Origin of the sequence: Intrasporangium sp., from assembly GCF_036566125.1 — a bacterium.
In the GTDB taxonomy this organism is placed as follows: Bacteria; Actinomycetota; Actinomycetes; order Actinomycetales; family Dermatophilaceae; genus Intrasporangium.
The window spans coordinates 1-4,531 of sequence record NZ_DATCWX010000314.1; the positions used below are offsets into that span (position 1 = coordinate 1).

Below are 4,531 nucleotides of genomic sequence, written 5' to 3' on the forward strand. Positions count from 1 at the left end.
GCTGCCGCAGGTCCAGCCGCAGCCCGCTCGATGGCCCCTGCGTCCTCTGCGTGGACGATGAGCAACCCGCGGAGCGAGGCGATCTCCGCCATCACGTGAACGAGCTCCGCCAGCTCGAGAGGCGGGAACTCGTCCACACCAGAGGGCAAGAGGAAACACTTGAACCCGAACACCCCCTCCTCGTGGAGGGCCCGCAGCTTGGCTACGTTGCCCGGCACGGCGCCGCCCCAGAAGCCGACGTCGACCCACGTCTGGCCCTCGGCCGTCTTGCGCTTCACCTCGAGAGCCGCGACGTCGACCGTCGGCGGGATGCTGTTGAGGGGCATGTCGATGATCGTCGTGACGCCACCGGCGGCCGCGGCACGGGTCGCAGAAGCGAACCCCTCCCACTCGGTGCGCCCCGGGTCGTTGACGTGGACGTGGGTGTCGACGAGACCGGGCAGCAACACCTCGTCCTCTGCGAGATCGACGACGAGCGACGCATCGAGCCCCGCCCCCAGCGGCTCGACCGCGACAATGCGCCCCGCAGCGACGCCGACCTCGCGCGCCTCCTCCCCGGCCGGAGCCACCACGCGCTCTCCCCGGATCACCAGGTCAAGTACGGCCACGATTCACCTCTCCGCCCGAGCACGTCGTGAGGAAGATGGGGGCATGGAACCCAGCCCGCGCTACTACGCCCCGCGAGGCGGCCTGCCGAAGCAGACCGACCTGACGACCGACCGCGCGGTCTTCACCGAGGCCTACGCCGTCATCCCCGCGCGGACGATGTCCGACATCACGGCGAGCCTGCTCCCCCACTGGGACGGCACCCGGGCGTGGATCATCGCGCGGCCGCTCACGGGCTTCGCCGAGACCTTCGCCCAGTACGTCGTCGAGGTGTCCCCCAGCGGCGGCAGCGGCCGACCCGAGCCGGACACAGAGGCGGAGGGCGTGCTCTTCGTCGTCGAGGGGCGCGTCACCCTGAGCATCGACGGCGCGCGACACGAGCTCACCGTGCTGACCGAGGGCGGCTATGCATACCTGCCGCCAGGTTCGAGGTGGACCCTCCACAACACCGGGGGCGAGCCGGCGCGCTTCCACTGGATCCGCAAGCGATACGAGCGCGTCGACGGCCTCGAAGTGCCACCTCCGCTCGTCCTCAACGAGCAGGACCTCGAGGCTGTACCGATGCCCGACACCGACGGGACGTGGGCGACGACGCGTTTCGTCGATCCGACCGACCTCCGCCATGACATGCATGTCACCATCGTTACCTTCCAGCCCGGCGGCGTCATTCCCTTCCCGGAGACGCATGTCATGGAGCACGGGCTCTACGTCCTCGAGGGCAAGGCGATGTACCTGCTCAACCGGGACTGGGTCGAGGTCCAGGCGGGCGACTTCATGTGGCTGCGCGCATTCTGCCCCCAGGCCTGCTACGCGGCGGGGCCCGGCCGGTTCCGTTACCTGCTCTACAAGGACGTCAACCGCCACCCTTCGCTGCGCATCACTCCATAGCCCGTATGCCGCTGAGCTCGCTCCCACAGGCACCCCTCCTCCCAGCCCTCCCGCCCTCCACTGCCGCAACACACCCGCTTATCGTGCGTTTGCTCCTGTTGCAGCCGCTGCGAGCAGACGGTAGGCGGGTGTGTTGCGTCGTCAGATGAAGCCGGGGGTGCTGTGCCAGGCCGAGCCGGGATCGGTGGCGTCGTCGCGCTCGACCGTCGCCTCGATGAGCCCGTACGGCCGATCCGCCGCGTAGAACACCTCGCCCGGGTTCTCGACGCCGAAGGGTGAGAGGTCCACCAGGAAGTGGTGCTTGTTCGGGGCGGAGAGCCTGATCTCGTCGATCGCCGGGACCTGCTCGAGCACGGCCTCGCCCATGCCATAGAGCGTCTGCTGCAGAGCGTAGGAGTGGATCTCGGCAAAACGCCGGAGGAGCAGCGCCTTGACCGTGTCGTAGGTCTTGCTCCAGTCGACATCCATCGAGTTGTACCGCCAGCGAGCGACGAGCGATGTGGCGAGGATCCGGTCGTCCGTCTCGGGCAGCGTCGTATACCCGTCCTTGAGGAAGCCGTGGAACTCCGAGCCCGTCGACTTGAGGAGAACGAGGTCGCTGATCCCCGACACGACGTGCGCCTGGCGGTCCTCGCCCCGACCGTCAACGTTGACGATCGCCGTGCGGGTGCCGCCACCGGTCTGGACGAAAGCGTGGTCGTGCCCCTGCCCATCCACGTCGATGCGGCTCCACGCCGCTTCCCGTACCTCGATCCGCACGCCGTCGGCCCGGGGAGCCGCCGTGAGGAAGTGGTCGGCGAGCTCGAGGCCGAACTGCTCCGGCGACTCGATGCCCTTCTCCTTCGCGAAGGAGAACACCGTGTTCTTCTGGGTGTCGGTCGGCAGCACCTCGCGCTGGTCGCCCTTGGCATGGGCCGCGCTGAAGTCTCCGCGCAGGGAGGTGCTGACCGTCAGGTCGCGGATCTCGTGCCGGGGCGTGTCCCGGTAGACGCGCACGACGTGGACCTCCGCCTTGCCGTACTGGTTGGCTCCGAGCCGGATGGCCATGCTTCTCAGCTCCCTCGGTAGGTGGAGTATCCGAACGGGCTGAGCAGCACCGGCACGTGGTGGTGCTGCTCCGGGTCGCGCACCGTGAAGGTCAGGCTGACCTCGGGGAAGAACCCGGTCTGGCTCGTCGCCGCGAAGTAGGCGGCGGTGTCGAAGACGAGCCGGTACGTGCCCGCCTCCACGTGATCCGGACCCAGCTCGGGAACGCGACCGTCGGAGTTGGTCGCTGCGGTGCCGAGCGTCTGCGGCGGCGATCCCGCGCCACCAGGCACCGCCTCGAGTCGTACGGGCACTCCCTCCGCCGGCCGACCGAGTGCGGTGTCGAGGACGTGTGTCGTGATGGCGCTCATGGCGTCGGGACCTCCTCGACGAGCTTGCGCAGTCTGAGCAGCGCGATCTTGCGGAGCTCCTCCGCGACGACAGCTTCCTCGGTCGCGTCGTCGTTGCCCAGCCGTTCCCGCAACGAGGCGAGGATCTCGTCGCCACCCAAGCCGGTCGCGCAGACGAGGAACACCCGCCCGAAGCGCTCCTCGTAGGCGTGGTTGCCCTGGAGCAGCTCCTGCTGGGTCCGCTCGTCCCGTGACACCGTGGACTGCTCTTGGCGCGACCAGCCGGCCTCCGTCCCAGACCGGTTCGCGCGCTCCCCGATCCGTGGGTGCGCCGCCAGCGCACGCCCGACTTCCTCGGGGCTCAGTCGCCGGGCGGCTGCGTCGGCCTCGGCCATGAGGTCGGCGAGACTGGCATACGGACGGCCCGCGACGACGGCCGCTGCCCAGGCAGGTACGTCACAGCAGGCGAGCAGGGCCGTGGTGAGCGCCCCTGATTCCTCGTTGTTGATCCGCGCGAGTCCGTCCATCGTGACCCGAACCTACGCGGCCTCCGCCAAACCGTCGAGTGTGCAGAACCCGCGCGTTACATTTCTTGTTCACTCGATCAGGCAGGGGTGATGCGGCGGGCCAGGCGCGCGAGGGCGGCCCGGTCGAGGCCGGCCTTCTCGGACACCTCGGCGTCGTCCACTGCACCGCACTCGACCCCCCGCACCACGAAGCCAGCCAGGGCGACAGCGGTGGCCGGCTCGTCGAGATATGCCGAATCCCCCTGACCCACATACGCCCGCAGTCGCGCGGCGGCCGACTCGAAGCCGTCGCGATAGAAAGCGAAGGTGGCGGCATACCGGGTCGGCAGCTGGGCCGGGTGCAGGTCCCAGCCCTGGTAGAAGCCGCGCTCGAGCGAGCGGCGGACCAGCCGGGCGTGCAGGGCCCAGCCGCGGCGCACGGCCTCCTCATCACCGACGGGCAGCACGTTGGTCGAGCCGTCCGACAGCAGCACACCAGTCCCTGCCGCGGCGACCTGCATCACAGCCTTGGCATGGTCGGCGACCGGGTGCTCCATGCTCTGGTACTCCGCAGCGATCCCCATCGACGCGGAGTAGTCATAGGTCCCGTAGTGCAGTCCCGTGACCCTCCCCGCACCGGCATGGATCATCCGGGCGACGAGCGCCGTGCCGTCCGCACCGAGGATTGCCTGCGGCGTCTCGACCTGGACCTCGAAGCGGAGCCGACCGGGAGCGATCCCGTGCGAGGACTCCAGCCATTGACAGGTCGTGACCATGGCCGACACCTGGTCGACCGACGTGACCTTCGGCAGCGTCACGACGAAGCCGTCCCCGAGCCGGCCACGCCGGGCCAGCTCCCCGATGAACAGGTCCAGCGTCCGCAGCCCACGCCGTCGGGTCGGCGCCTCGAAGGACTTGAACCGGATGCCGTGGAACGGCGCCGCTTCGCCAGCAGAGACCGAATCAGCAAGTGCCACAGCGCCGCTCACGGCAGCTGCATCTTCCTCGTCGTCCGGCCGCGTCCCGTAGCCGTCCTCGAAGTCGATGCGCAGGTCCTCGATCGGCTCGCGCTCGAGCTTGGTCCGCACGCGAGGGTAGACCTCCGCCACGATCTCCTCGGACAGGCCAGCGGCACGCGCGAAGGACCGCGCGTCG

6 protein-coding genes are annotated in these 4,531 nt (G+C 69.3%); 1 reads left to right on the forward strand and 5 read right to left on the reverse strand.

The window, feature by feature from the left end; all coding sequences use genetic code 11:
• On the reverse strand, positions 1-608 hold a 608-nt coding region (locus VIR15_RS18965), incomplete at its 3' end, for an amidohydrolase family protein (protein ID WP_331930627.1).
• A gap of 43 nt (positions 609-651) precedes the next feature.
• Here VIR15_RS18965 and VIR15_RS18970 point away from each other — a divergent pair.
• Positions 652-1,494 (forward strand): bifunctional allantoicase/(S)-ureidoglycine aminohydrolase, encoded by an 843-nt coding sequence (locus VIR15_RS18970; protein ID WP_331930629.1) that lies wholly within the window; start codon positions 652-654, stop codon positions 1,492-1,494.
• Positions 1,495-1,635: 141 nt separating this feature from the next.
• Here the strand turns inward: VIR15_RS18970 and pucL are convergent, their stop codons facing one another.
• The 4 genes from pucL to VIR15_RS18990 form a co-directional block, all read right to left on the reverse strand.
• Positions 1,636-2,541, reverse strand: a complete 906-nt coding sequence (gene pucL / locus VIR15_RS18975; RefSeq protein ID WP_331930631.1) for a factor-independent urate hydroxylase — start codon at positions 2,539-2,541, stop codon at positions 1,636-1,638.
• Positions 2,542-2,546: 5 nt separating this feature from the next.
• Positions 2,547-2,891 carry a hydroxyisourate hydrolase gene (gene uraH / locus VIR15_RS18980; protein ID WP_331930633.1) on the reverse strand — a complete coding sequence of 115 codons (345 nt, stop codon included), beginning with the start codon at positions 2,889-2,891 and terminating at the stop codon, positions 2,547-2,549.
• Positions 2,888-3,397, reverse strand: coding sequence for a 2-oxo-4-hydroxy-4-carboxy-5-ureidoimidazoline decarboxylase (uraD, locus tag VIR15_RS18985; RefSeq protein ID WP_331930635.1), 510 nt, complete (start codon positions 3,395-3,397; stop codon positions 2,888-2,890). Before uraD ends, uraH begins: the two co-directional genes overlap by 4 nt.
• 77 nt (positions 3,398-3,474) lie before the next feature.
• On the reverse strand, positions 3,475-4,531 hold a 1,057-nt coding region (locus VIR15_RS18990; RefSeq protein ID WP_331930637.1), incomplete at its 5' end, for a DUF6986 family protein.